This is a genomic window from Escherichia sp. WS568, from assembly GCF_046486085.1.
In the GTDB taxonomy this organism is placed as follows: domain Bacteria; phylum Pseudomonadota; class Gammaproteobacteria; order Enterobacterales; family Enterobacteriaceae; genus Escherichia; species Escherichia coli.
In genome coordinates this window covers 34,436-58,714 of the sequence record NZ_JBJQMC010000008.1, presented here as the reverse complement: position 1 = coordinate 58,714, position 24,279 = coordinate 34,436, and the positions used below count along the sequence as shown (strand labels likewise).

General features: G+C 50.7%; 25 protein-coding genes. 10 read left to right on the top strand and 15 right to left on the bottom strand.

What is annotated here, in order from left to right; all coding sequences use genetic code 11:
* Positions 1–96: 96 nt before the first annotated feature.
* The 4 genes from treA to dhaK form a co-directional block, all read right to left on the bottom strand.
* Positions 97–1,794, bottom strand: a complete 1,698-nt coding sequence (treA, locus tag ACJHWR_RS11070) for an alpha,alpha-trehalase (RefSeq protein WP_000841922.1) — start codon at positions 1,792–1,794, stop codon at positions 97–99.
* A 318-nt stretch (positions 1,795–2,112) separates the two neighbouring features.
* Positions 2,113–3,531: a dihydroxyacetone kinase phosphoryl donor subunit DhaM gene (dhaM, locus tag ACJHWR_RS11065; RefSeq protein WP_012311793.1), complete on the bottom strand. Its 1,419-nt coding sequence runs from the start codon at positions 3,529–3,531 to the stop codon at positions 2,113–2,115.
* Positions 3,532–3,541: 10 nt separating this feature from the next.
* Positions 3,542–4,174: a dihydroxyacetone kinase subunit DhaL gene (dhaL, locus tag ACJHWR_RS11060; protein WP_001330441.1), complete on the bottom strand. Its 633-nt coding sequence runs from the start codon at positions 4,172–4,174 to the stop codon at positions 3,542–3,544.
* A gap of 10 nt (positions 4,175–4,184) precedes the next feature.
* Complete coding sequence (dhaK, locus tag ACJHWR_RS11055; RefSeq protein ID WP_000733694.1) at positions 4,185–5,255, bottom strand: dihydroxyacetone kinase subunit DhaK; 1,071 nt, start codon at positions 5,253–5,255, stop codon at positions 4,185–4,187.
* A 227-nt stretch (positions 5,256–5,482) separates the two neighbouring features.
* Here dhaK and dhaR point away from each other — a divergent pair, with 227 nt between their 5' ends.
* Positions 5,483–7,402, top strand: coding sequence for a dihydroxyacetone kinase operon transcriptional regulator DhaR (gene dhaR, locus ACJHWR_RS11050; protein WP_000011880.1), 1,920 nt, complete (start codon positions 5,483–5,485; stop codon positions 7,400–7,402).
* A 36-nt stretch (positions 7,403–7,438) separates the two neighbouring features.
* On the opposite strand, the gene ACJHWR_RS11045 is transcribed toward dhaR, so the two are convergent.
* The 3 genes from ACJHWR_RS11045 to pth form a co-directional block, all read right to left on the bottom strand.
* Positions 7,439–7,615: a hypothetical protein gene (locus tag ACJHWR_RS11045; protein WP_169780884.1), complete on the bottom strand. Its 177-nt coding sequence runs from the start codon at positions 7,613–7,615 to the stop codon at positions 7,439–7,441.
* Between the two features lie 191 nt (positions 7,616–7,806).
* The gene (gene ychF / locus ACJHWR_RS11040) at positions 7,807–8,898 is read right to left on the bottom strand and encodes a redox-regulated ATPase YchF (protein WP_000505866.1); all 1,092 of its coding nucleotides are present in this window, start codon (positions 8,896–8,898) and stop codon (positions 7,807–7,809) included.
* Positions 8,899–9,014: 116 nt separating this feature from the next.
* Entirely contained in the window at positions 9,015–9,599 is a 585-nt protein-coding gene (gene pth, locus ACJHWR_RS11035; RefSeq protein ID WP_000152933.1) for an aminoacyl-tRNA hydrolase, read from the bottom strand.
* Between the two features lie 277 nt (positions 9,600–9,876).
* On the opposite strand from pth, the gene ychH reads away from it, so the two are divergent.
* Positions 9,877–10,155 (top strand): stress-induced protein YchH, encoded by a 279-nt coding sequence (gene ychH, locus ACJHWR_RS11030; protein ID WP_000823885.1) that lies wholly within the window; start codon positions 9,877–9,879, stop codon positions 10,153–10,155.
* A gap of 54 nt (positions 10,156–10,209) precedes the next feature.
* On the opposite strand, the gene dauA is transcribed toward ychH, so the two are convergent.
* The 4 genes from dauA to lolB all read right to left on the bottom strand — a co-directional run bounded on the left by dauA (position 10,210) and on the right by lolB (position 14,586).
* Complete coding sequence (gene dauA, locus ACJHWR_RS11025; protein WP_001033344.1) at positions 10,210–11,889, bottom strand: C4-dicarboxylic acid transporter DauA; 1,680 nt, start codon at positions 11,887–11,889, stop codon at positions 10,210–10,212.
* Positions 11,890–12,013: 124 nt separating this feature from the next.
* Entirely contained in the window at positions 12,014–12,961 is a 948-nt protein-coding gene (prs, locus tag ACJHWR_RS11020; RefSeq protein WP_001298109.1) for a ribose-phosphate diphosphokinase, read from the bottom strand.
* 150 nt (positions 12,962–13,111) lie between these two features.
* On the bottom strand, positions 13,112–13,963 hold the full coding sequence (ispE, locus tag ACJHWR_RS11015) for a 4-(cytidine 5'-diphospho)-2-C-methyl-D-erythritol kinase (RefSeq protein WP_001260310.1): 852 nt from the start codon (positions 13,961–13,963) through the stop codon (positions 13,112–13,114).
* A complete protein-coding gene (lolB, locus tag ACJHWR_RS11010) occupies positions 13,963–14,586 on the bottom strand; it encodes a lipoprotein insertase outer membrane protein LolB (protein WP_001130698.1) in 624 nt (207 codons plus the stop codon). Before lolB ends, ispE begins: the two co-directional genes overlap by 1 nt.
* Positions 14,587–14,799: 213 nt before the next feature.
* Here lolB and hemA point away from each other — a divergent pair, with 213 nt between their 5' ends.
* Genes hemA through kdsA form a run of 6 tightly spaced genes read left to right on the top strand, consistent with a single transcriptional unit; the run spans position 14,800 to position 20,105 of the window.
* Positions 14,800–16,056: a glutamyl-tRNA reductase gene (hemA, locus tag ACJHWR_RS11005; protein WP_001330437.1), complete on the top strand. Its 1,257-nt coding sequence runs from the start codon at positions 14,800–14,802 to the stop codon at positions 16,054–16,056.
* A gap of 41 nt (positions 16,057–16,097) precedes the next feature.
* Complete coding sequence (gene prfA / locus ACJHWR_RS11000) at positions 16,098–17,180, top strand: peptide chain release factor 1 (RefSeq protein ID WP_000804726.1); 1,083 nt, start codon at positions 16,098–16,100, stop codon at positions 17,178–17,180.
* Positions 17,180–18,013: a peptide chain release factor N(5)-glutamine methyltransferase gene (prmC, locus tag ACJHWR_RS10995; RefSeq protein WP_000456446.1), complete on the top strand. Its 834-nt coding sequence runs from the start codon at positions 17,180–17,182 to the stop codon at positions 18,011–18,013. The genes prfA and prmC overlap by 1 nt, the downstream gene beginning before the upstream one ends.
* Complete coding sequence (sirB2, locus tag ACJHWR_RS10990) at positions 18,010–18,402, top strand: invasion regulator SirB2 (protein WP_000200374.1); 393 nt, start codon at positions 18,010–18,012, stop codon at positions 18,400–18,402. The genes prmC and sirB2 overlap by 4 nt, the downstream gene beginning before the upstream one ends.
* Before the next feature lie 3 nt (positions 18,403–18,405).
* Entirely contained in the window at positions 18,406–19,215 is an 810-nt protein-coding gene (sirB1, locus tag ACJHWR_RS10985) for an invasion regulator SirB1 (protein WP_001257044.1), read from the top strand.
* A gap of 35 nt (positions 19,216–19,250) precedes the next feature.
* On the top strand, positions 19,251–20,105 hold the full coding sequence (gene kdsA / locus ACJHWR_RS10980) for a 3-deoxy-8-phosphooctulonate synthase (RefSeq protein ID WP_000811065.1): 855 nt from the start codon (positions 19,251–19,253) through the stop codon (positions 20,103–20,105).
* A gap of 148 nt (positions 20,106–20,253) precedes the next feature.
* Here kdsA and ACJHWR_RS10975 read toward each other — a convergent pair whose 3' ends face one another.
* From ACJHWR_RS10975 to chaA, 3 genes are all read right to left on the bottom strand, one after another.
* A complete protein-coding gene (locus ACJHWR_RS10975; protein WP_000176713.1) occupies positions 20,254–20,361 on the bottom strand; it encodes a type I toxin-antitoxin system toxin Ldr family protein in 108 nt (35 codons plus the stop codon).
* A gap of 427 nt (positions 20,362–20,788) precedes the next feature.
* Positions 20,789–20,896 carry a type I toxin-antitoxin system toxin Ldr family protein gene (locus tag ACJHWR_RS10970; RefSeq protein ID WP_000170956.1) on the bottom strand — a complete coding sequence of 36 codons (108 nt, stop codon included), beginning with the start codon at positions 20,894–20,896 and terminating at the stop codon, positions 20,789–20,791.
* Between the two features lie 405 nt (positions 20,897–21,301).
* Positions 21,302–22,402: a sodium-potassium/proton antiporter ChaA gene (gene chaA, locus ACJHWR_RS10965; RefSeq protein ID WP_001317783.1), complete on the bottom strand. Its 1,101-nt coding sequence runs from the start codon at positions 22,400–22,402 to the stop codon at positions 21,302–21,304.
* 269 nt (positions 22,403–22,671) lie between these two features.
* Here chaA and chaB point away from each other — a divergent pair, with 269 nt between their 5' ends.
* Positions 22,672–22,902, top strand: coding sequence for a putative cation transport regulator ChaB (chaB, locus tag ACJHWR_RS10960; RefSeq protein ID WP_001146444.1), 231 nt, complete (start codon positions 22,672–22,674; stop codon positions 22,900–22,902).
* A gap of 157 nt (positions 22,903–23,059) precedes the next feature.
* Positions 23,060–23,755 (top strand): glutathione-specific gamma-glutamylcyclotransferase, encoded by a 696-nt coding sequence (gene chaC / locus ACJHWR_RS10955; protein ID WP_012311798.1) that lies wholly within the window; start codon positions 23,060–23,062, stop codon positions 23,753–23,755.
* A 43-nt stretch (positions 23,756–23,798) separates the two neighbouring features.
* On the opposite strand, the gene ychN is transcribed toward chaC, so the two are convergent.
* Positions 23,799–24,152, bottom strand: coding sequence for a DsrE/F sulfur relay family protein YchN (gene ychN / locus ACJHWR_RS10950; protein ID WP_001169669.1), 354 nt, complete (start codon positions 24,150–24,152; stop codon positions 23,799–23,801).
* Between the last annotated feature and the right edge of the window lie 127 nt (positions 24,153–24,279).

Sequence of the window (24,279 nt, the reverse complement as noted above, 5' to 3'; positions counted from 1 at the left end):
TAAAGGCATAGACCGTAGAAAGAGTGGTATTTCGTGGTGAAGAAAGAGCAATGCCAATTTTATGCATGTAATGGCATTGCTCGATATACAGTAAAGTTAAGGCGTAGGTTCCGCCTCTTTTTGTTTTAGCGGCTGTGTTGTTGATTCACTGAGTGGACGCGTCGCCGGAACATTGTCACACGGTTGCTCTTTCGGGCAGATCAAATCCAGCATTTTCAGCGTCACGCCATTGGTCCAGCCAAAGCCATCCTGTAATGGATATTCGCCACCGCCGCCCCCTGTTCCGGTGGCGCTGACATCATATTTTTCCACCAGCTTTTTCTCCCGGTCATAGGTGTTCTGAACATTGGTCAGGAAGTGCCAGCTAATGTCCATCGCCACCTCTTTTTGCCCGTAGTTTTGTAATCCTTCTGTCGCGACCCACTGCAACGGTGCCCAGCCGTTTGGCGCATCCCATTGTTGTCCACTTTTCACCGACGTGGTGTTCAGGCCGCCGGGTTGCAGCAGATGTGTTTTCGTCGCCGTCGCCATTTTGCTGGCGCGATCTTTCGCTGCCGCATTGACGTACAGCGGGAACAGGGCGGCCGCGGTTAACTGATTGCGCACTTTATGACTTTTCAGGTCGTAATCGGCATACCAGCCTTGTTGATCGTTCCACAGGTATTTTTCGATCCCTTTTTGACGGGCATTCGCCAGCGTTTCGTACTGGTTTGCCATCGCGTTATCTCCGGCAGCTTTGCTGGCGCGGGCGAGGATTTTTTCCATTTTAAACATCAGGCTGTTCAGATCGACCGGTACGATGCTGGTGGTGCGTAAGGTATTTAACTGCTGCGGATTGTCCATCCAGCGCGAGCTGAAATCCCAGCCAGACGCAGCGGCAGAGCGCAGATCGCGGTAAATTTCAGTGGCAGGTCGATTCGGATTGCTTTTGGCGGTGGCAATATCTTCCACCCATGACTCTGGTCGTGGCGTATCGCGATCGTCCCAGTAGCGGTTGAGAAGGGTACCATCCTGAAGTTTGACAACGCGTTTTTCCTGTTGTCCGGCTTGCAGGTTTTCAACACCGTCCATCCAGTAAGCATATTCTTTTTGCATTTGCGGCAGGTATTGTTTCAACGCGGCATCGCCTTCATGCTGCGCCAGTAACTCTACCATCAGGGCAAAGAAGGGCGGCTGCGAGCGGCTTAAATAGTAACTGCGGTTGCCGTTGGGAATATGACCGTAAGTGTCTATTTCATGAGCAAAATTGGCCACCATATCCGCGACTTTATCCCAGTGACCGCTTTCGGCAAGTCCTAACATGGTGAAGTAACTGTCCCAGTAATATACCTCGCGAAAACGTCCGCCCGGCACGACATAAGGTTCCGGCAGCGGTAACAGAGAATCCCATTTTTCGGTATTTTCGGTAGCACGCGTTAATACCGGCCAAAGTCCGTCAATATGTTCGCGCAGTGACTGCCCCTCTGGCGGAACATATTTCTCGCCCTCTTTTGGCAGGGTGAAATTGACGTTAACGAAATGGCGCAGATCAAATCCGCTCTGGTTTTGCTGCATCCGATAATCAGCAAGGATCATCAGCGGATCGCTGTTCGGCACGGCATCGGCAAAGGTTTTTTGGTCCGGAAAAAGTTTGGCGTTTTGCACATCATTAAACAGCGGCCCTAATAAAATATCAGGCGGCTGTGGCGTTACCGATGTTTCTTCTGCCTGCACCGATAGCGCAGCAAAACACAAAAAGATGCAGGCTGGAATTAACGCCATTTTTTGCGGGCGAGAAGGGGTGGGGGATTTCATCAATCATTCTCCTTTGGCGAAACCGAATAAAACGGTATTCAAGTATCAGAAAACCTTAGTTCAGGATCGCACTAGCTGCATGATCGAAATCACATTCTGCGAACTGACAGACATTTTAGAAAAGGGAATTAAAGGGATAAATAACGGCGAAATAGAGTGATTAAATAACGTCTGTTTATTAGCCAGCCAGCGACGTTGGGTTCGCGATTAGCGAAGAAAAATCATCATAATTTGGTGAAAAATATAACAGGTAGTTAAAAACATCAGTGCAGAGTAAATTGCCGGATGACATCAGAATGATGCCATCCGAACGGTGGTTTAACCCTGACGGTTGAAACGTTGCGTTTTAACGTCCAGCGTTAGCGTTTCTTCTGGTTGTATCGCATACAGTTTCTCACCCTGCTGGCAAATCCAGCCAATTCCCAGTTCACGGGCGATTAGGGCACTGTGGGATAGCGGACTTCCGGCGCTAAGGCAGATACCTTTTACAACCGCTGGATCCAGTTGCAGTACTGTGGAGGGATAAATGTTCTCCGCCAGTAGAATAGTTGGTGAGTTAAACTGCGGGAGTTCTTCTTTCGTTTGGGTCAGGTGGACCAGGGTGCGATGCAGAAGATCGTCCACATCGATATAGCGAGCCTGTAGATATTCATCATCCAGCTGTTGGTATTGCTGGCTAAGTTCTTTAAGAACGTGTTGCCAGGCATATTCCGCCGTGCAATGTTCATGCTGAAGGAGTTCGCTTGCCGCCGCCTGCAGTTCCGGATCATCTAACAGTGTATGGTGACCAGAAAAGATTGCGGCAATATCGTCAAGCCCGCTGGTTTCTGCTTTCGCTGTTAACGTCATCAGATCTAATAACGTGAAGTCAATGGCCTGGCGTAATCGTTCTTGTTCTTCTTCCACGGTCAGGATTGATTTTGCCTGTACCGTACATAAAACAGGTTGATAATAAAAGGCTTTACCCGAAACAGGCGGAACGGGACGCAGAGTAGGTGGAGCAACTTCCTCCGTTTCACCAAAGTTATCTTCAGCCAGCTGACGGAAGGCGATCAGTGCCTCTTCAGCTTCTGGTCCTTTCGCAATCAGGCGCAGCGTATCGTTATAGCGAACTTGTAGTAACGCAATCTGGTTAATACTCTCCGGTGTAACGCATTTGCCGTTTTTCTCCAGCAACATATCGGCATTAAATGTCGATAAGGTATAAACCAGCCGGGAGGCCGGACGTACATGCAGGCCGTTACGGTTTTTTATGACCACCGACAGAGAACGGGCTTCTTCATCGTACGGAGGACATGTGTCAGAGATTTCAGTGTCGGAGGACGGTAAACCCAGTTGTTCACGTTTGGCTTCCAGCGCATGCATGGCGTCAAAGATGACTTTGTCGATATCCGCCCCCGAGGCCGCGCTGACCGTTGCTGCCAGTGTACCTTCGACCAACGGCGCAGCACACAAACGTACTTTTGCGGCGATCTCGGGAGCCAGCAATTCCAGCGCAGTTTCAGCACTCAATAATGCGCTACCCATATCCATCATGACCAGCACATGGTCGGCATCAGCAACAGATTCGATGGCCTCCATCACTTTGACGGCATCGGTACCAATGGGATTTTGTGGATCGTCAATTCCCGCGGCAATGGCGATTTTACAAATATCACCCATTAACATCTGACGGGCTAGTTCACCGACACCTTCTCCCAGTCGGCTGCTATGTGAAACTATGACCAGGTTTACCATCACCAATTCCTTACTCTTTTGCGGCTAACGCCAACATTTGCATCATAAACATCACCGAGGTCGCGCCGGGATCCTGGTGACCAATACTGCGTTCACCGAGATAACTGGCGCGGCCTTTGCGGGCTTGCATCGTAATCGTACTTTGTGCAGCGGATTCGGCGATGCTACTGGCAGTGTCGAGGGCCGCCGGAACAGAAAGATTTTGCTCGCAGGACTGACGTAACGATTCCACCACCGACACCCAGACATCACACATGGTTTTATCGCCAGGTTCGGCTTTACCGCGACTGATTACGCCGTCCGCGCCATCGCGGAACATCTGATAAAGCTCTTCCAGCGTCAGGCTTTGCCGTGCCTGGGTCGCCTGTGCGGCGCGGATAAAGAAGGTACCGAACAGCGGACCACTGGCACCTCCGACGCTGGAAAGTAGCGTCATACCGGTATTCTTAAGAATGAAACCGATATCTTTATCTGCGATAGCAGGGAGTTTTTCCACCACTTTGCTAAAGCCTCGGTTCATATTTAGCCCGTGGTCAGCGTCGCCAATTTCGCGATCCAGTCCGGTAAGATACTCGCTCTCGGTGCTGAAAATATCGCCACAACGAGTGAGCCAGTTAACAATTTGAGTTCTGCTCAGTGACATAGCTATCTCCTTATTTACCCCAGTTAAGGGCCGGGGTGTGGACCGGGGCGTCCCAGAGTGCCAGCGTTTCGTCATCAACTTTCAGTAAGGTGATTGAGAAACCGGTCATATCCAGTGAGGTGCAGTACGCGCCAATTAAATTACGTTCGATAGTCAATCCCGCTTGCTGGCAACGTGTGGTCAGGCGGTTATAGACGCCGTACAGCTCAGAAAGCGGAGTTGCGCCAAGATTGTTAACCAGCGCAATCACCCGATCGCCAGACTGGAGCGGTTGTTTGGTTTGTGGTTCTTCCTGCCAGCTGCCTTGTTGATAATCCCAGAAACGCAAAGTGCGATGGTATGAGCCATTTTCCAGCAGGGTGTCGAACATTTCATCGACGGTTTGATCAAGGGAAGAGAAGGGGCGGCGGTCAATACCTGGCTCACCATGAATGCCGACGCCAAATTCCATCTCATTATCCGCCAGGGTAAAAGAAGGTTTGCCCGCGGCAGGAACAGTACAGGCACCGAGAGCGATACCTATTGAATGGCCTTGATTATTCAACTTACGCCCCAGTTCCGCACAGGCGTCCAGTGAGTCGCCACGCTCCGCCGCTGCACCTACGAGTTTTTCAATTAATACGGTGTTGGCAACGCCGCGCCGCCCGGCGGTATAAAGACTGTCTTTTACTGCAACGTCGTCATCAATGACCACAGTGGTCACTTTTACGCCGCTATCGTGCAGTAACTCGGTTGCTGTTTCGAAGTTAAGAATATCGCCGGTGTAATTTTTGATAATCAACAGTACACCTTCGCCGCCATCAATTTGCATGGCGCATTCAAAGATTTTATCGGGCGTCGGTGAGGTGAAAATTTCGCCCGGACAGGCTCCCGAAAGCATCCCCTGACCGATATAGCCACAGTGCATCGGCTCGTGTCCGCTGCCGCCACCCGACAGCAGGGCGACTTTACCTGCAACGGGGGCATCAGCTCGGGTGACATACACCGGATCCTGGTGCAGTGTCAGCGATGGATGCGCTTTCGCTAGTCCTGCCAGTTGTTCGTCCAGTACGTCTTGCACATCATTGATCAATTTTTTCATTATTTTGCTCCAGCAATTACGGTAGGGCATGGATGATGTTCAACGACACGGCGACCACTGACTGCCGATGAATCCATTGTGCATCAGGCAAGGGAAAAGAAAATTAGCCCAAATTATGTTTCATAGTGAAACATATTCTTTAATGAATGTTCCATATTGAAACTTTTACGTGTATTAATACTTAAAATTGCGAGCCGGAACACCTTTTGTCATAAGGGATGCGGGATATGAGTGGCGCTTTTAACAACGATGGTCGGGACATATCTCCCTTAATTGCAACCTCCTGGGAGCGATGCATTAAGCTGATGAAACGGGAGACATGGAACGTACCACACCAGGCCCAGGGCGTGACATTTGCTTCTATTTATCGGCGTAAGAAAGCGATGCTGACGCTCGGGCAGGCTGCGCTGGAAGATGCCTGGGAATATATGGCACCGCGAGAGTGTGCGTTGCTTATCCTCGATGAAACCGCCTGCATTCTCAGCCGTAATGGCGATCCGCAAACCTTGCAGCAGCTAAGTGCACTGGGATTCAATGACGGCACGTATTGCGCCGAGGGAATTATTGGTACTTGTGCGCTATCATTAGCGGCTATCTCTGGTCAGGCCGTGAAAACGATGGCCGATCAACATTTCAAACAGGCACTCTGGAACTGGGCCTTTTGTGCAACGCCGTTGTTTGACAGCAAGGGCCGATTGACGGGAACAATAGCGCTGGCGTGTCCGGTTGAACAAACTACCGCAGCTGATTTGCCGTTGACGTTGGCAATCGCACGCGAGGTCGGAAATTTACTGCTGACGGACAGTTTGCTCGCTGAAACTAACCGTCATTTAAATCAACTTAATGCCCTGTTAGAAAGTATGGATGATGGCGTGATTAGCTGGGACGAGCAGGGTAATTTGCAATTTATCAATGCCCAGGCGGCGCGGGTCTTGCGCCTTGACGCGACGGCAAGTCAGGGAAGGGCGATCACTGAACTCTTAACGTTACCCGCCGTATTGCAACAAGCAATAAAACAGGCACATCCGCTCAAACACGTAGAAGCAACCTTTGAAAGTCAGCACCAGTTTATTGATGCGGTGATAACCCTTAAACCGATAATAGAAACGCAGGGAACCAGCTTTATTTTGTTGCTCCATCCTGTGGAACAGATGCGGCAGTTAATGACCAGTCAATTAGGAAAAGTCAGCCATACTTTCGCTCATATGCCACAGGACGATCCGCAAACCCGCCGCTTGATTCATTTTGGTCGCCAGGCGGCGCGCAGTAGCCTTCCTGTCCTGCTTTGTGGAGAAGAGGGCGTGGGCAAGGCACTGCTAAGTCAGGCAATTCATAATGAAAGTGAGCGTGCAGCGGGGCCTTATATCGCCGTCAATTGTGAGTTATATGGTGATGCGGCGCTGGCGGAAGAATTTATTGGCGGCGATCGCACGGACAATGAAAATGGTCGTCTGAGTCGGCTGGAACTGGCGCACGGCGGCACGCTGTTTCTTGAAAAGATTGAATATCTGGCGGTGGAGTTACAGTCTGCTTTGCTTCAGGTTATCAAGCAGGGGGTTATCACGCGACTGGATGCGCGGCGTTTAATACCCATTGATGTCAAAGTGATTGCCACAACGACCGCGGACCTCGCAATGCTGGTGGAACAAAATCGTTTTAGTCGCCAGCTGTATTACGCGCTGCATGCATTTGAAATTACCATCCCGCCACTGCGTATGCGGCGTGGCAGCATTCCGGCGCTGGTGAATAACAAATTACGCAGCCTTGAAAAACGCTTCTCTACGCGGCTGAAAATTGATGACGATGCCCTCGCTCGCCTGGTTTCTTGTGCATGGCCAGGCAACGATTTTGAACTTTACAGCGTCATCGAGAATCTTGCTCTGAGTAGTGATAACGGGCGCATTCGCGTCAGTGATTTACCTGAACATCTGTTTACCGAGCAGGCGACAGATGATGTCAGCGCCACTCGCCTTTCCACCAGTCTGTCATTTGCGGAAGTTGAAAAAGAGGCAATTATTAACGCAGCCCAGGTCACAGGCGGTCGCATTCAGGAAATGTCGGCTTTACTTGGAATCGGCCGCACTACGCTGTGGCGGAAAATGAAGCAACATGGCATTGATGCAGGGCAGTTTAAGCGCCGTGGATAGCGGGAGAGTATGTACTTTCCCGCTATGAATTGCTAATTAATAGCCACCATGACTGCCGTGATTTGGTCCACCATTTGAAGGTGGCATTGCCTTATCGGAGGGCGCAGGACCACGAGGGCCATCGCTGTGGCGGTGATGATGGTGGGGAACACAAGCACTCAACAGGCTTGCAAAGACAATTGCTAACAGGCTGAAGGTAAATGTTTTTTTCATGACAAACTCTTGAACGGTTAATGCACTGTGATTGTTATCACATAAAAGCTGCATTGTTAATATTGTCAGGAGTCTGATTATGAGTTTTGGTAACTCAGAATTGAAAGAAGACGCGTAGCAGGCGTAAAAAAGCCATTACGTGCAACTCACATAATGGCTCGTTATTAACCGCCAGAGTAGTATTAGCGGAATTAGACGTTGAACAGGAAGTTCATTACATCGCCATCTTTAACGATGTAATCTTTGCCTTCTGCACGCATTTTGCCTGCTTCTTTCGCGCCTTGTTCACCTTTGTAAGTGATGAAATCTTCAAACGAGATGGTTTGTGCACGGATAAAGCCTTTTTCAAAATCAGTATGGATTTTGCCAGCGGCCTGCGGCGCGGTTGCACCAACCGGAATGGTCCATGCACGTACTTCTTTCACCCCAGCGGTGAAGTAAGTTTGCAGGTTCAGCAGCTTATAACCGGCACGGATCACACGGTTCAGGCCCGGCTCTTCCAGCCCAAGCTCCTGCATAAACTCGTCACGTTCTTCGTCGTCCAGTTCGGCAATGTCTGCTTCAACAGCAGCACAAACCGGAACCACAACAGAACCTTCTTTCGCCGCGATTTCACGCACCTGGTCAAGATACGGGTTGTTTTCAAAACCGTCTTCGTTGACGTTGGCGATGTACATTGTTGGTTTCAGCGTCAGGAAGCTCAGGTAACGAATAGCCGCTTTCTCTTCAGCGCTTAAATCCAGCGCGCGCAGCATACCTGCGTTTTCCAGCTGGGGCAGGCATTTTTCCAGGACCGCCAGCTCAGCTTTCGCGTCTTTATCGCCACCTTTGGCTTTCTTCTGTACGCGATGAATCGCACGTTCACAGGTGTCGAGATCCGCCAGCGCCAGTTCGGTGTTGATAACTTCAATATCATCCGCCGGGTTAACTTTGCCGGAAACGTGAATGATGTTGTCATTTTCAAAGCAGCGAACAACGTGACCGATCGCTTCGGTTTCACGGATGTTGGTCAGGAACTGGTTACCCAGACCTTCGCCTTTCGATGCGCCTTTTACCAGACCGGCGATATCGACAAATTCCATGGTCGTGGGAAGCGTACGCTGCGGTTTTACGATTTCAGCCAGTTGATCCAGGCGAGGGTCAGGCATTGGTACGACGCCTGTGTTCGGCTCAATGGTACAGAATGGAAAGTTGGCCGCTTCAATACCGGCTTTGGTCAGCGCGTTGAACAGGGTAGATTTCCCGACGTTGGGCAAACCGACGATACCGCATTTGAATCCCATGATTTAAATCACCTTAATATCTTAATAATCAACCTGTTATTGCTAACAGATTGCAGAAATGGAAATAACTTTGCCTATTATACACGGCACTCGGCAAAAATGCCGCAGACAACGACTTATTGCGCTTTAAAGGCGTGCAATCGGTTCGTTGCTTTGGTCAAGCCATCTGTAAACCACATTTCAGTACAACGTGCCGCTTCGTCGATGGCTTCATCAATTAACTTCTGTTCACTAACAGGCGGTTTGCCTAACACAAAACCGACAACTTTATTTTTATCGCCTGGATGACCAATTCCGATGCGTAAACGGTGAAAGTTAGGGTTATTACCCAATTTACTGATGATGTCTTTCAGTCCATTGTGACCACCATGGCCACCGCCCAACTTAAATTTGGCGACGCCAGGAGGCAGATCCAGTTCGTCGTGGGCCACCAGAATTTCGTCCGGATTAATACGGAAAAAACTGGCCATCGCCGCAACGGCTTTGCCGCTGAGATTCATAAATGTAGTCGGGACTAACAGGCGGACATCTTCGCCTCCAAGGGTGACTCGCGAAGTATAACCAAAGAATTTAGCCTCTTCGCGCAGCGGAGCGCGCAATCGCTCTGCCAGTAAGTCAACGAACCAGGCACCAGCATTATGTCGCGTTGCGGCGTATTCAGCGCCGGGGTTCGCCAGGCCGACAATCAATTTAATCGTCACGTTTTTTTGTCCTGAGTGTGTACATAACTGGCGCGTAGTTTACTGGTTGCGGCCCCGCTTGACAAAAAACTGCGTATCAAATGCAGATAACGCAATAATTGCCTGAGTGGACTATTAGAAAGCCAAGGTGTTCAGGCGTTTATTTGTAAAGTTTTGTTGAAATAAGGGTTGTAATTGTGATCACGCCCGCACATAACCCACAGGGTGTTGTCTATACTTTACACATAAGGAAGAGGGGTATTCCCTGTTACAACCCAGAAAGTTCCGGAGGTGACATATGAAACGCAAAAACGCTTCGTTACTCGGTAACGTGCTCATGGGGTTGGGTCTGGTGGTAATGGTGGTCGGTGTGGGGTATTCAATCCTCAACCAGTTACCACAGTTTAATATGCCCCAGTATTTCGCACATGGTGCAGTGCTAAGTATTTTCGTCGGTGCCATTCTCTGGCTGGCGGGTGCCCGTGTTGGCGGGCATGAACAGGTGTGCGACCGTTACTGGTGGGTTCGCCACTATGACAAACGTTGCCGCCGTAGCGATAATCGCCGTCATAGCTAACAAATACTGCAGTTTACTGACCAGTCAGTTTGCTCTGACTGGTCAATCTCGTACTTATAAATCCGCCATCGCCGCGCGACGATTCGGGAAGAAAGCAAGGCGGCCCGGGATCGGTTGAATGCCTGCGCGAGCCATCGTGCGCAGTGGCTGGAATTCCACGTTGCACACGCGCAGTTCACATCCTTCGGGTAGACGCTTCACAAAACGCTGGAACGCATCAAGACCACCAGCATCAAGTACCGGAACGGCATCCCACTTCAGAATCACAATCCGTTTGCCTTCAAGACGTGACTCCAGGTCTGTGAATAAGCCTTCAGCAGCAGCAAAAAACAGCGGGCCAATAACGCGCAGTACCAGGACATCGTCTGGAACATCTACGACTACCGGTGCCAGGCGAGTCATACGTGCGATACGACGCATAAACAGCAGCGATGCCAGCACGATCCCCACGCTGATGGCAATAACCATATCAAACAGCACGGTCAGCGACATGCACAACAGCATGACAATGATGTCATCTTTCGGTGCATGACGCAGCAAGTCGACCACTTTGTGCGCTTCACTCATGTTCCACGCCACCATCAACAGCAGGGCTGCCATGGCGGAAAGCGGCAGCCAGGAGAGCAGCGGTGCCAGTACCAGCAGGGCAAGAATAACCAGAATAGAGTGGATCACCGCCGAGATAGGGGAAGTTGCCCCGGCACGGACGTTAGCGGCAGAACGCGCGATGGCAGCTGTAGCGGTAATGCCACCAAAGAACGGAGCGATAATATTCCCCAGTCCCTGTCCAACCAGTTCGCTGTTCGCTTTGTGTTTCGTTCCGGTCATACCATCCAGTACCACGGCGCAGAGCAGAGATTCGATTGCGCCGAGCATTGCCATTGAGAATGCCGCAGGCAGCAGTGTGCGAATAGAATCCCAGGTTAGCGTGAATTCTGAATCAGGCAGATCCCACGGCAGCACAAGTTGCGGCAGCAGTTGCGGAATACCGTTACCCTGAGAACCATCGGCCAGGACGTAGTGGAATTGCGAACCGATGGTAGCAACATGTCCGCCGAGCAGATTAACAATCCCCATCACCGCGCAACCAGCCAGCAAGGCCGGAAGATGACCGGGTAAACGAATGCCCAGACGCGGCCAGAAAACCAGAATACCAAGCGTCACAATGCCAATGGCTGCATCACCCACATTAATGGTCGGCAGCGCCATAAATAATGCGCCGACTTTTTGTAGATAATGTTCCGGGACATGGGCCATTTGCAGACCGAGAAAATCTTTAATCTGCATGGTACCGATGGTGATCCCGATACCCGAGGTGAAACCTAAGGTGACGGAAACCGGAATATACTCAATCAGGCGCCCAAAGCGTGCCAGCCCCATCAGAATCAAAAAGATCCCCGACAGCAAGGTCGCAACCAGCAGTCCTGCCAGTCCAAACTGTTGCGAAACGGGATAGAGAATTACCACAAATGCCGCAGTCGGACCGGAAACGCTAAAGCGTGACCCCCCCGTCAGAGCAATGACAATCCCCGCAACAGCTGCGGTATATAAACCGTACTGGGGTGCCACACCACTACCAATAGCCAACGCCATCGCCAGCGGGATAGCAATAATCCCGACGGTTATCCCGGCAATCAGGTCACGGGTAAACCGTGCGGCAGTATATTTTTCTTTCCAGCAAGCGTCGATCAGAGCGCGGAAAGGCATCACATGTGAGGAAAATATTTTGTTCACAATAATGTTTCATCCGTGAGCGCATCATCTGTCAACTAAATGGCAGGTGAAGGAGGCATAGGTCATACAAATGGATATTACAGACAAAAAAACCCGCCGCAGCGGGTCTTTGAGCCGGGTTCGATTAGTGTTCGAACATGGCAGAGATCGATTCTTCGTTGCTGATACGACGAATCGCTTCGGCCAGCATACCTGACAGGGTCAGAGTACGCACGTTCGGCAGTGATTTGATTTCATCGCTCAGCGGAATGGTATCGCAGACAACGACTTCATCAATTACAGAGTTACGCAGGTTGTTCGCCGCGTTGCCAGAGAAGATCGGGTGAGTCGCGTACGCAAATACACGTTTAGCACCACGTTCTTTCAGAGCTTCAGCAGCTTTACACAGCGTACCGCCAGTGTCGATCATATCATCGACCAGTACGCAGTCACGACCTGCAACGTCACCGATGATATGCATCACCTGGGAAACGTTCGCACGCGGACGACGTTTGTCGATGATTGCCATATCGGTATCGTTCAGCAGCTTAGCGATAGCGCGGGCACGCACAACGCCGCCGATGTCCGGAGAAACCACAATAGGGTTATCCAGATTCAGCTGCAGCATGTCTTCCAGCAGGATCGGGCTACCAAATACGTTATCAACCGGAACGTCGAAGAAACCCTGAATCTGTTCAGCGTGCAGATCCACTGTCAGCACACGGTCAACACCGACGCTGGAGAGGAAGTCTGCAACCACTTTCGCAGTGATTGGTACACGAGCGGAACGGACGCGACGGTCCTGGCGCGCATAGCCAAAGTAGGGGATAACAGCGGTGATACGACCTGCGGAAGCACGACGCAGGGCATCAACCATAACGACTAATTCCATCAGGTTGTCGTTAGTAGGGGCACAAGTGGACTGGATGATGAAAATATCACCACCGCGTACATTTTCATTAATTTGTACGCTGACTTCGCCGTCGCTAAAGCGACCTACAGCGGCGTCGCCGAGTGAAGTGTACAGGCGGTTGGCAATACGTTGTGCTAGTTCCGGGGTGGCGTTACCAGCAAAAAGCTTCATATCAGGCACGAGAAGAACCTCAGGCATGCGTCCATTGGTGGAAAGAATCTGCCGAAAACTGTGCGGGCCAGGCATGATTCTTTCCAGGCGGTGTATTAAAGAGCGCGATGCAACGTCTGGAACAAGGTGACGTTGTCACCGAAACTCAGCTTGCCCGGCTTAAAGCATGGCTCTGTGCAATGGGGAAAGATTAACGCCTTTCGCCACAAAGCCATTGAGCCATTCCGGGGCTTGCTCTAGCACCTGGCGGGCTTCAGACTCTGTATCAAATTCAGCAAAGACACAGGCCCCTGTCCCAGTCAGGCGCGACGGGGCGTATTCTAACAGCCAGGAAAGCACCGCATCAACCTCGCGAAAACGTTTTCTTGCGATAACCTCGCAATCATTGCTGAATTCACATTTTAGCAACGTTTCTATTGACCTTTTTGGCGTATTGCGCGGGAGTTCAGGATCTTTAAAAATCACCGGTGTCGGAATACTTACACCAGGGTGCGCCACCAGATACCACTTCTCTGGCGGATCCACCGGCGTTAGTATTTCACCAACGCCTTCGGCAAACGCGGCATGCCCCCGAACAAAGACAGGAACATCTGCGCCCAGCGTCAGTCCCATTTCCGCCAGCTCATCCATGCTTAGCCCGCATTGCCAGAGATGATTTAATGCCACCAGGACCGTCGCGGCATTGGATGAACCACCGCCGAGACCGCCGCCCATCGGCAAACGCTTGTCAATGCTGATATTCGCACCGCTTCCCGTCGGAAGACGCCCGCTGTCTGCCGCAGTTTTCATCAATAACCGCGCTGCGCGAACGATCAGGTTATCTTCATGTTCCACGCCTTCAACGGGCGTTAACAGACGAATATCCCCATCGTCACGAAGCTCAATGTTGATGGTGTCGCCGTAATCAAGAAACTGAAACAGCGTTTGCAGCGTGTGGTAACCATCCGCACGCTGACCGGTAATGTATAAAAACAGATTAAGTTTTGCCGGAGAGGGCCACTGTGTCCGCATTATTTCACTATCCAGTTATCCATTTTTAACTTGATGCGTTGACCACCGTCGGTGAGTTCCATATTGGCTGGCATCGCAGGTTGAGTTTTTGTGTCATAACCACCGTAAACAACTTTCCAGTTTTTGCCATTCTGGCTGTAGGTGATTTCGCTGAGGCGATATTGATCGTCCAGTTTGTAGTCGGTTGCATCCCCCGGTAAACCTAAAATCCACTGGCGCAAACTGTTGAGCGGAATCGGCATTCCGGTCAATTTGCCAATCATCTCTTCGGCGTCATCGGAGGTATAACGCTGACCTTTATTGTCGACTAACTGCACGTTACCCGGTTGAGCATTCAGCTCCAGTTCCGTGCTGCCCAATGGGTTAGTCAGCAGCAGACGGTAGCGATCCTGGCCAGTTTGCTGCCAGAAGAAACGGGCGTACACTTTTTGTTGGTCAGAAATATAAGCGAACGCGCCGCGAGTTTGATACTGATTAAGATTGCGCACGTCTTGCTGATGCTGACGCCATTGTGGCGAATCCGGGCTTTTGCCAGGACCTTTGGGCGTGGTAACGGAACAGGCAGTGAGCACAAGAGCAGCCAGCGGTAGCAGGCGGATAAGACGAAAATCGGGCAGGGGCATAATAATGACAAGTCCTTGAGATACGTTGCAGTTATAACCCTTAATGCTAGCGTTACCGTTAGCCATCGTCTATGTTCACGTTGTCTTAATTGCCAGAATCTAACGGCTTTCGGCAATTACTCCAAAAGGGGGCGCTCTCTTTTATTGATCTTACGCATCCTGTATGATGCAAGCAGACTAACCCTATCAACGTTGGTATTATTTCCCGCAGACATGACCCTTTTAGCACTCGGTATCAACCATAAAACGGCACCTGTATCGCTGCGAGAACGTGTATCGTTTTCGCCGGATAAGCTCGATCAGGCGCTTGACAGCCTGCTTGCGCAGCCGATGGTGCAGGGCGGTGTGGTGCTGTCGACGTGTAACCGCACAGAACTTTATCTCAGCGTTGAAGAACGGGATGACCTGCAAGAGGCGCTCATTCGCTGGTTGTGTGATTACCATAATCTCAACGAAGACGATCTGCGTAATAGCCTCTACTGGCATCAGGATAACGATGCGGTCAGTCATTTAATGCGCGTTGCCAGTGGGCTTGATTCTCTCGTCCTTGGCGAGCCGCAGATCCTCGGTCAGGTTAAAAAAGCGTTTGCCGATTCGCAAAAAGGTCATATGAAGGCCAGCGAACTGGAACGCATGTTTCAGAAATCTTTCTCTGTAGCGAAACGCGTTCGCACTGAAACAGATATCGGTGCCAGTGCTGTGTCTGTCGCTTTTGCGGCTTGTACGCTGGCGCGGCAGATCTTTGAATCGCTCTCTACGGTGACGGTACTGCTGGTGGGTGCGGGCGAAACCATCGAGCTGGTGGCGCGTCATCTGCGTGAACACAAAGTACAGAAGATGATTATCGCCAACCGCACTCGCGAACGTGCCCAAATTCTGGCAGATGAAGTCGGCGCGGAAGTGATTGCCCTGAGCGATATCGACGAGCGTCTGCGCGAAGCCGATATCATCATCAGTTCCACCGCCAGCCCGTTACCGATTATCGGTAAAGGCATGGTGGAGCGGGCATTAAAAAGCCGTCGCAACCAACCAATGCTGTTGGTGGATATTGCCGTTCCGCGCGATGTTGAGCCGGAAGTTGGCAAACTGGCGAATGCTTATCTTTACAGCGTTGATGATCTGCAAAGCATCATTTCGCACAACCTGGCGCAGCGTAAAGCCGCAGCGGTTGAGGCGGAAACTATTGTCGCTCAGGAAACCAGCGAATTTATGGCGTGGCTGCGCGCACAAAGCGCCAGCGAGACCATTCGCGAGTATCGCAGCCAGGCAGAGCACGTTCGCGATGAGTTAACCGCCAAAGCGTTAGCGGCCCTTGAGCAGGGCGGCGACGCTCAAGCCATTATGCAGGATCTGGCATGGAAACTGACTAACCGCCTGATCCATGCGCCAACGAAATCACTTCAACAGGCCGCCCGTGACGGGGATAACGAACGCCTGAATATTCTGCGCGACAGCCTCGGGCTGGAGTAGCAGTACATCATTTTCCTTTTTTACAGGGTGCATTTACGCCTATGAAGCCTTCTATCGTTGCCAAACTGGAAGCCCTGCATGAACGCCATGAAGAAGTTCAGGCGTTGCTGGGTGACGCGCAAACTATCGCCGACCAGGAACGTTTTCGCGCATTATCACGCGAATATGCGCAGTTAAGTGATGTTTCGCGCTGTTTTACCGACTGGCAACAGGTTCAGGAAGATATCGAAACCGCACAGATGATGCTCGACGATCCTGAAATGCGTGAGATGGCGCAGGATGAACTGCGCGAAGCTAAAGAAAAAAGCGAGCAACTGGAACAGCAATTACAGGTTCTGTTACTACCAAAAGATCCTGATGACGAACGTAACGCCTTCCTCGAAGTCCGTGCCGGAACCGGCGGCGACGAAGCGGCGCTGTTCGCTGGCGATCTGTTCCGTATGTACAGCCGTTACGCCGAAGCCCGCCGCTGGCGTGTAGAAATCATGAGCGCCAGCGAGGGTGAACATGGTGGTTATAAAGAGATCATCGCCAAAATTAGCGGTGATGGTGTATATGGTCGTTTGAAATTCGAATCTGGCGGTCATCGCGTGCAGCGTGTTCCTGCTACGGAATCGCAGGGTCGTATTCATACTTCTGCTTGTACCGTTGCGGTAATGCCAGAACTGCCTGACGCAGAACTGCCGGACATCAACCCAGCAGATTTGCGCATTGATACTTTCCGCTCGTCAGGGGCGGGGGGGCAGCACGTTAACACCACCGATTCGGCAATTCGTATTACTCACTTGCCGACCGGAATTGTTGTTGAATGTCAGGACGAACGTTCACAACATAAAAACAAAGCTAAAGCACTTTCTGTACTCGGTGCTCGTATCCACGCTGCTGAAATGGCAAAACGGCAACAGGCCGAAGCGTCTACCCGTCGTAACCTGCTGGGGAGTGGCGATCGCAGCGACCGTAACCGTACTTACAACTTCCCGCAGGGGCGCGTTACCGATCACCGCATCAACCTGACGCTCTACCGCCTGGATGAAGTGATGGAAGGTAAGCTGGATATGCTAATTGAACCGATTATCCAGGAACATCAGGCCGACCAACTGGCGGCGTTGTCCGAGCAGGAATAATGGAATATCAACACTGGTTACGTGAAGCAATAAGCCAACTTCAGGCGAGCGAAAGCCCGCGGCGTGATGCTGAAATCCTGCTGGCGCATGTTACCGGCAAAGGGCGTACTTTTATTCTCGCCTTTGGTGAAACGCAGCTGACTGACGAACAATGTCAGCAACTTGATGCGCTACTGACGCGTCGTCGCGATGGTGAACCTATTGCTCATTTAACCGGGGTGCGAGAATTCTGGTCGCTGCCGTTATTTGTTTCGCCAGCGACCTTAATTCCGCGCCCGGATACGGAGTGTCTGGTGGAGCAGGCACTGGCGCGGTTGCCTGAACAGCCTTGCCGTATTCTCGATCTCGGGACGGGTACCGGGGCGATTGCGCTGGCGCTGGCTAGCGAGCGCCCGGACTGCGAAATTACCGCTGTAGATTGTATGCCTGATGCTGTCTCTCTGGCGCAACGTAATGCCCAGAATCTGGCGATCAAAAATATCCACATTCTGCAAAGTGACTGGTTTAGCGCGCTAGCCGGGCAGCAGTTTGCGATGATTGTCAGCAATCCGCCGTATATTGACGAGCAGGACCCACATCTTCAACAAGGCGATGTCCGCTTTGAGCCGCTCACTGCACTGGTTGCGGCTGACAGTGGAATGGCCGACATCGTGCATATCATCGAACAGTCGCGTAACGCGCTGGTATCCGGCGGCTTTCTGCTTCTGGAACATGGCTGGCAGCAGGGCGAAGCGGTGCGACAGGCATTTATCCACGCGGGATATCATGACGTCGAAACCTGTCGGGACTATGGTGATAACGAGCGCGTAACGCTCGGCCGCTATTATCAATGACAAGTTTTTCTACACTGCTTAGCGTTCATCTCATTAGCATTGCGCTTTCTGTAGGGCTATTAACCTTACGTTTCTGGCTACGTTATCAGAAACATCCACAGGCTTTTGCTCGTTGGACGCGCATTGTGCCGCCGGTTGTCGATACGCTGTTATTGTTAAGCGGCATTGCGTTGATGGCTAAAGCGCACATCCTGCCATTTTCCGGGCAGGCACAGTGGCTGACTGAAAAGCTGTTTGGAGTTATCATTTATATCGTTTTGGGTTTTATTGCACTCGATTATCGTCGTATGCACAGTCAGCAGGCGCGCATTATTGCCTTCCCGCTGGCGTTGGTGGTGCTGTACATCATCATTAAACTCGCCACCACAAAAGTACCGTTACTGGGGTAAGTCATGAGATCGTTAGCTGATTTCGAATTTAATAAAGCGCCATTGTGCGAAGGCATGATCCTGGCTTGCGAAGCAATCCGCCGCGATTTTCCCTCGCAAGATGTTTACGACGAACTGGAGCGTCTCGTTAGTCTGGCGAAGGAAGAAATCAGCCAGCTTCTGCCTTTAGAAGAACAGCTGGAAAAACTGATCGCGCTGTTTTACGGCGACTGGGGATTTAAAGCCTCACGCGGCGTTTATCGTCTTTCCGATGCATTATGGCTGGACCAGGTGTTAAAGAATCGACAGGGCAGTGCGGTATCATTAGGTGCCGTTTTATTATGGGTCGCGAATCGTCTCGATTTGCCGCTGCTGCCGGTGATTTTCCCTACGCAGCTGATATTGCGCATTGAATGTCCGGATGGCGAAATTTGGCTGATTAATCCTTTTAACGGTGAATCGTTAAGTGAACATATGCTGGATGTGTGGTTAAAGGGAAATATCAGCCCGTCGGCGGAACTGTTTTATGAAGACCTTGATGAAGCTGATAACATTGAGGTAATCCGCAAATTGCTGGATACACTCAAAGCCTCGTTGATGGAAGAAAATCAGATGGAGCTGGCGCTACGTACCAGCGAAGCTTTATTACAATTTAACCCGGAAGATCCCTATGAAATTCGCGATCGCGGGTTGATTTATGCGCAACTGGATTGCGAACACGTTGCGTTGAACGATTTAAGTTATTTCGTTGAACAGTGTCCGGAAGACCCGATCAGCGAAATGATCCGTGCGCAAATAAATAACATCGCGCATAAACATATTGTGCTGCATTAATTAATCGACATTTTACTCAAGATTAAGGCGATCCTATGAAACAAAAAGTGGTTAGCATTGGCGACATCAACGTAGCAAATGACCTGCCGTTCGTACTGTTTGGCGGTATGAACGTGCTGGAATCTCGCGATCTGGCGATGCGCATTTGCGAGCACTATGTAACCGTGACCCAGAAACTGGGTATCCCTTACGTATTCAAAGCCTCTTTTGACAAAGCCAACCGCTCCTCCATCCACTCTTATCGTGGACCGGGCCTGGAAGAAGGAATGAAAATCTTCCAGGAGTTGAAGCAGACTTTTGGCGTGAAAATTATCACCGACGTTCACGAACCAAGCCAGGCTCAGCCCGTTGCTGATGTTGTAGATGTGATTCAGTTGCCGGCGTTTCTTGCTCGCCAGACAGACCTGGTTGAAGCCATGGCGAAAACCGGTGCGGTAATTAACGTCAAGAAACCGCAGTTTGTCAGCCCGGGACAGATGGGTAATATCGTTGATAAATTCAAAGAAGGCGGCAACGAAAAAGTGATTCTTTGCGATCGCGGTGCTAACTTCGGTTACGACAACCTGGTCGTTGATATGCTGGGCTTCAGCATCATGAAGAAAGTGTCTGGTAATTCGCCGGTGATTTTCGACGTTACCCACGCACTGCAATGTCGCGATCCATTTGGCGCAGCTTCCGGCGGTCGTCGTGCTCAGGTGGCTGAGCTGGCAAGAGCCGGTATGGCGGTAGGTCTGGCGGGGCTGTTTATTGAAGCGCATCCGGATCCAGAACATGCGAAATGTGATGGGCCATCCGCGCTGCCGCTGGCTAAACTGGAACCGTTCCTCAAGCAAATGAAAGCGATTGATGATCTGGTGAAAGGTTTCGAAGAACTGGATACCAGCAAGTAATCTTTTTTGCTTGAAAAATAAAGTCTTAGCGTTCTGCGTTAAGACTTTTTTCATGGGTGCCGGATACAAAAAAGGCCGCAGGCTATTACCTCTGCGGCCGGTTTCGGGCGCATATTGCCATCACGGCAGCCTGACGCCCGTTTTCACCTTACTTCCGGTTACGCCACCAGCTGACAATCGCTGCGGTAATAATTCCCGCCAGGATCGGTGCTGCCAGGTCGTGCCAGAAAGTCATGGCAAACTGCGTGAGCGTCATATAGCCGCCTTGTTGTAATGACAACATTTTGCGGCTATTCTTGAATTGTTCTGGTTCAAGATTAGCCCCCGTTCTGTTGTCAGGTTGTACCTCTCAACGTGCGGGGGTTTTCTCTTTCCAGCAACCAATGCCACCAGGGATAAAGCCCCCGCAACATTGCGCCTCACCGGATAACTCCGGCTTGGTGTGGATACTACGTCTCAATTCATCTTCACTTCATCCCTGAAATGTTTGCAATGAAGAGTGCATTCCGGTTTTTCAACAGCTGTTACAGTCGTTTCATGAGTGCTCTGGATGATGCTTCCAGCTCGGGTTGCCAATATTTACTTGCAGAAGAGATAAAGACAAAAAGGGCCGCAGGCTGTTACCCCTGCGGCCGGTTTCGGGCGCATATTGCCATCACGGCAGCCTGACGCCCGTTTTCACCTTACTTCCGGTTACGCCACCAGCTGACAATCACTGCGGTAATAATCCCCGCCAGGATCGGTGCCGCCAGGTCGTGCCAGAAAATCATGGCAAACTGCGCGAGCGTCATATAGCCGCCTTGTTGTAATGACAACATTTTGCGGCTATTCTTGAATTGTTGATGGTTCAAGATTAGCCCCCGTTCTGTTGTCAGGTTTTACCTCTCAACGTGCGGGGGTTTTCTCTTTCCAGCAACCAATGCCACCAGGGATAAAGCCCCCGCAACATTGCGCCTCACCGGATAACGCCGGCTTGGTGTGGATATTACGTCTCAATTCATCTTCACTTCATCCCTGAAATGTTTGCAATAAAGAGTACATTCCGGCTTTTCAACAGCTGTTGCAGTGGTTTCGTGCAGGTTGTGGTACAGGCTCGCAATTCTGATTAACGACCTGTTCAGGTAGTATGAAGAAATACAATAAGCAGGAATTTATATTATCTCCCCCGATTTCTGTCATCAGAGGAGATATAACTGTCAGGCAAATATCGTCATCAAATAGGCGGCAAACAGTGCCAGATGCGCTGCGCCATTGAGCACGTTAGTTCGTCCGGTGGAGAAGGAGATATGGCACAGTACTAAAGAGGCCACCATCACCACCATTTCTGGCGCACCAAGTGCAAACTGTAATTCGTTACCCGTCATAAAGGCAATTAACGTGACGACAGGTACGGTAAGCGAAATGGTTGCTAACACTGAACCAAAGAACAGATTCATCGCGCGCTGGACCTGGTTATTCAACACTGCTTTTAACGCACCTAAACCTTCCGGCGACAGAATCAACAGAGCCACCAGGAAGCCAGTAAAGGCGACAGGCGCATTCATGCTGTCGAGCAATGTCTCCAGCGAGCTGGCGTTCATTTTGGTCACCGCAATAACGGCAATCAGATGGATAATCAACCAGATAGCATGCCACAGGCTGCTATGGGCAGACGGTTTACCGTGATGCGGGTCGTCATCATCACTGTCATCTTCGTGCTCGTAGACAAACAAACTTTGATGCGTTTTGGTCTGGATCAGCAAAAATACGCCATACATTGCCGCAGAAATTAATGCTACCAGTAACGCCTGACCGGTTGAAAAATTCGCCGCAGGCAGAGCCATTGGAAATACCAGTACGATTATCGCCAGGGGGAACAGCGCAATTAAATACTGCTTGATACCAAACAGATTCATATATTGGGTGGCAAACTTGCGTCCGCCCAACAATAATGAAAAGCCAACCAGCCCACCGGTAACAATCATAATGATTGAATAGAGCGTATCACGCATTAGCGTTGGCGCGGCGTCGCCGGTTGCCATTAAAGCTGAAATCAAACTGACTTCAAGAATAACCACTGAAAGGCTAAGAATAAGCGAACCGTAAGGTTCTCCCAGGCGATGGGCTAATACGTCCGCATGACGGACAACACTAAAGGCGCTACTTAAAATACCAATAAGAGCAAGAAGATTGATGCCAATGACCACTGGTAGTGTCTGGCTGCTTCCCCACAGGAACAGCACTACCAGCGCCAGAACCGGGAAAATAAGCGAAGTCTCCTTGTGGCGGGTTTTTACCGCCTCTTGAGCATTTGACATTATGGTTATCCCTTTGCAGATGAATTTATCGAAAATGTAAAAAATAGGTAGGAAAAATAACAGAAAGTGTCTGGATATCGGTAACATTTTACGAATTTTTACCCCGCTGTCGATTTTTTACTCATCGGGCCATAAAAATAAGCAATGCGTTTAGACAATGTTTGTTTTAGCACTCCTTAAGAAGAGTCTGACATGAAAATTCTTATGTTTTGGCAAGAGTAGATATTGTTGACCACACTTAATGTTCAACTTTGTAAAAGGAGTCAACGATGCCGTATAAAACGAAAAGCGATCTGCCGGAAAGCGTAAAGCACGTTCTACCGTCTCATGCCCAGGATATCTATAAAGAAGCGTTCAACAGCGCATGGGATCAATATAAAGATAAAGAAGATCGGCGTGATGACGCCAGTCGCGAAGAAACCGCGCATAAAGTGGCCTGGGCTGCTGTGAAGCATGAATATGCCAAAGGGGATGATGATAAATGGCATAAAAAATCGTAAAACCGGTAGCTTAGTTAAAGCTATTCGTGCGGTGTTGCCTTGCAAGTGGTCCGTGGATTGCATATTGTCCCGTTAGTGGTTTCAAAATGAGCAGTAAAAATGTCCGGAAGACACCAAAAAGTTGTCGCAGGGAAGTATGCAGTGGCGGAGGTGTAAGGTGATAACGCGTGATTTCTTGATGAATGCCGATTGTAAAACGGCATTTGGTGCCATTGAAGAATCACTCTTATGGTCAGCAGAGCAACGGGCGGCTTCGCTGGCGGCGACGCTGGCTTGTCGACCTGATGAGGGACCGGTGTGGATCTTCGGTTATGGATCGTTGATGTGGAATCCGGCACTGGAGTTTACCGAGTCGTGCACCGGTACACTGGTTGGATGGCATCGCGCGTTTTGCCTGCGCCTGACCGCCGGGCGCGGGACTGCGCACCAGCCGGGACGGATGCTTGCACTGAAAGAGGGCGGACGCACCACAGGCGTCGCCTATCGACTGCCAGAAGAGACGCTGGAGCAGGAACTAACCCTGTTGTGGAAGCGCGAGATGATTACCGGCTGTTATCTGCCAACCTGGTGTCAGCTTGATCTTGATGATGGACGCACAGTAAACGCCATTGTGTTTATTATGGACCCGCGACATCCAGAATATGAATCTGACACTCGCGCTCAGGTCATCGCGCCGTTGATTGCGGCGGCGAGCGGTCCGCTGGGAACCAACGCACAATACCTGTTTTCACTGGAACAGGAGCTTATCAAACTGGGAATGCAGGACGATGGGCTGAATGATTTGCTGGTATCGGTAAAAAAACTGCTGGCGGAGAATTATCCGGATGCTGTGTTACGGCCGGGATTCGCCTGAGTAAACTTCCCTCATAGTGGGGCGTCAGACGCCCCCTCAAACATTAAAATGTGAGCACTTTATCGGCTGACAGCGTCCATTGCGCCAGTTCAACAAGAGTACCGATTTCCACCCCATCAATCAGAGGAAGTGTGCTAATCCCGCGTCCGTCAGTACAGGTTTTGCACAATTTCACCGGTACATTCTGAGCGGTAAGGATCTCCAGCATTTGCTGAATGTTGTAGCCTTCCCCTGGTTTTTGCCCGCGCAACCCGGCTGTGACCGCATCAGACATCAGGAACAGACGCAGATCCAGATTGCTCTCCTGCTCTCGTAACGCAATGGCCAGCCGCAAGCTGTTAAACAAGGATTCGCTCCCGTAAGGTGCTCCATTGGCAACGATCACGATTTTTTGCATTATTTACTCCTGTATTCAGGGAATTAGACACTCATCTTCTATCTTACCGCTTCTGCAGCGTCTGACCAATCGGTCACATTTTTAAGGATTTTCCTGAAAGCGCGAGAAAATACGACAAAAGGTGCCA

What these genes read in the sequence shown, in the direction of transcription:
- dhaM (WP_012311793.1), bottom strand. Translation starts at nt 3,531, where the DNA reads ATGGTAAACCTGGTCATAGTTTCACATAGCAGCCGACTGGGAGAAGGT.
- dhaL (WP_001330441.1), bottom strand. Translation starts at nt 4,174, where the DNA reads ATGTCACTGAGCAGAACTCAAATTGTTAACTGGCTCACTCGTTGTGGC.
- ychN (WP_001169669.1), bottom strand. Translation starts at nt 24,152, where the DNA reads ATGCAAAAAATCGTGATCGTTGCCAATGGAGCACCTTACGGGAGCGAA.
- kdsA (WP_000811065.1), top strand. Translation starts at nt 19,251, where the DNA reads ATGAAACAAAAAGTGGTTAGCATTGGCGACATCAACGTAGCAAATGAC.
- treA (WP_000841922.1), bottom strand. Translation starts at nt 1,794, where the DNA reads ATGAAATCCCCCACCCCTTCTCGCCCGCAAAAAATGGCGTTAATTCCA.
- ACJHWR_RS10975 (WP_000176713.1), bottom strand. Translation starts at nt 20,361, where the DNA reads ATGACGCTCACGCAGTTTGCCATGACTTTCTGGCACGACCTGGCAGCA.
- sirB1 (WP_001257044.1), top strand. Translation starts at nt 18,406, where the DNA reads ATGAGATCGTTAGCTGATTTCGAATTTAATAAAGCGCCATTGTGCGAA.
- dhaK (WP_000733694.1), bottom strand. Translation starts at nt 5,255, where the DNA reads ATGAAAAAATTGATCAATGATGTGCAAGACGTACTGGACGAACAACTG.
- chaB (WP_001146444.1), top strand. Translation starts at nt 22,672, where the DNA reads ATGCCGTATAAAACGAAAAGCGATCTGCCGGAAAGCGTAAAGCACGTT.
- hemA (WP_001330437.1), top strand. Translation starts at nt 14,800, where the DNA reads ATGACCCTTTTAGCACTCGGTATCAACCATAAAACGGCACCTGTATCG.
- ychH (WP_000823885.1), top strand. Translation starts at nt 9,877, where the DNA reads ATGAAACGCAAAAACGCTTCGTTACTCGGTAACGTGCTCATGGGGTTG.
- prfA (WP_000804726.1), top strand. Translation starts at nt 16,098, where the DNA reads ATGAAGCCTTCTATCGTTGCCAAACTGGAAGCCCTGCATGAACGCCAT.
- ACJHWR_RS11045 (WP_169780884.1), bottom strand. Translation starts at nt 7,615, where the DNA reads ATGAAAAAAACATTTACCTTCAGCCTGTTAGCAATTGTCTTTGCAAGC.
- ACJHWR_RS10970 (WP_000170956.1), bottom strand. Translation starts at nt 20,896, where the DNA reads ATGACGCTCGCGCAGTTTGCCATGATTTTCTGGCACGACCTGGCGGCA.
- ispE (WP_001260310.1), bottom strand. Translation starts at nt 13,963, where the DNA reads ATGCGGACACAGTGGCCCTCTCCGGCAAAACTTAATCTGTTTTTATAC.
- ychF (WP_000505866.1), bottom strand. Translation starts at nt 8,898, where the DNA reads ATGGGATTCAAATGCGGTATCGTCGGTTTGCCCAACGTCGGGAAATCT.
- lolB (WP_001130698.1), bottom strand. Translation starts at nt 14,586, where the DNA reads ATGCCCCTGCCCGATTTTCGTCTTATCCGCCTGCTACCGCTGGCTGCT.
- dhaR (WP_000011880.1), top strand. Translation starts at nt 5,483, where the DNA reads ATGAGTGGCGCTTTTAACAACGATGGTCGGGACATATCTCCCTTAATT.
- sirB2 (WP_000200374.1), top strand. Translation starts at nt 18,010, where the DNA reads ATGACAAGTTTTTCTACACTGCTTAGCGTTCATCTCATTAGCATTGCG.
- chaA (WP_001317783.1), bottom strand. Translation starts at nt 22,402, where the DNA reads ATGTCAAATGCTCAAGAGGCGGTAAAAACCCGCCACAAGGAGACTTCG.
- prmC (WP_000456446.1), top strand. Translation starts at nt 17,180, where the DNA reads ATGGAATATCAACACTGGTTACGTGAAGCAATAAGCCAACTTCAGGCG.